General features: G+C 74.2%; 1 pseudogene. It reads right to left on the bottom strand.

The window, feature by feature from the left end:
- Positions 1-107 precede the first annotated feature (107 nt).
- Positions 108-1,262 (bottom strand): annotated as a pseudogene (locus ACM2XV_RS15405) (glycosyltransferase); the annotation flags it as partial.

The raw sequence follows: 1,262 nt of genomic DNA, 5'->3' as shown, positions 1-1,262 counted from the left end.
CAGCGGCAGCGTGAACACGGCCGTCACGACCGCGAGGGTGGCGGCGAGCCCCGCGGCGCCGGCGAGCACGCGCACACCGGCCCGGGTCAGAACGGTTCTGCGGTCGCTCACAGCTGGGTCTCCTCGTCGGAGCCGCCGACGGCGGCATAGGCGGGTTCGAGCTCGACGCCCGGCTCGGCGGTCTGCTCGAGGTCGGGGTCGGGGCGATCGGATGCCTCGGCCGGGTCCTCGGGAACGCGGGTGGCCTCACCCCCGCCCTTCGGCCGGCGGATCCGCCGCCGGGGAGCGGCGGTGTTGCCGATCGGCACCGCGAGCAGCGCGAACACGCCGAACACGACGACGAGCATCAGGATGATGAGCGGCTGCCGCCAGCCGCCGGGGTTGTCGGGCAGCGCCACGGGCGCGATGTCCTTCGTAGTGCTCCACAGCGTGCCGTTCGACGTGCTGCCGACGCGGGCGAGCAGCGGGTCGCTGTCGAGCGCGGTCGCGGCGCGGTCGCCGAACGCCTTCTGGCTGACATCGGGCGACTGCCCTGTGTGCAGGAAGACGAAGCTGATGCCGAAGCGCTTCAGATCGGCGGCCGCGTCGAAGCCGCTGCGCGAGACGAGGTTCACGGCCAGTCGGGCGAGCTCGGCGTTGCTGGCGGACAGGCTCGGCTCAGTGGACTCGAGCGTGCTCTGCTGCTCGAGGGTCTCGCCGGAGCCGTGCACGACGCCGGCCGTGATCTCGCCCGTGTCACCCGGCGTGACGACGAGAGTCGCCGTGCGCGGCTCGCTCGCCGCCTCGGCCATGACGTAGGCGGGCAGCTGGCCGCCCGGGTTCGAGATCACGGCGGCCGAGCCGAGCAGCCCGGTCGCGGCGAGGGGCACCACAGCGGCGATCGCGCCGACGGAGGCGACCCAGGCCGGGCCGACGGAGAAGCGGCCGAGCGCGGCGAGCGCGAACAGCGCGGCACCGGTGAGCCCCAGCCAGTACAGGCTGAGCCCTGACCCGGCCCAGAGCCTGACCGAGTGCGCTCCGGAGACCTGCAGCGCGCTGTGCGAGGCGACGGCCGCGGTCGCGAGCCCGAGGAACGCGCCGAGAAGCGCGCCGCCTGCCCGCACGGTGGGGCGCAGGAACAGCGCGAGCAGCGCGAGCACCATGAGCGGCGCGACCAGCACGATGAGGAGCACGGTCAGGGCGCCGGTCGACCAGCCGAGCGTGTGCGCGAGACTCTGCCAGCCGCTCGTCGCGCCGCCGGGGAATCCGAGCAGCAGCTGCCA

This window comes from Gryllotalpicola sp. CP2-P1 (assembly GCF_057512245.1).
This window is presented reverse-complemented; position numbering and strand designations above follow the sequence as displayed.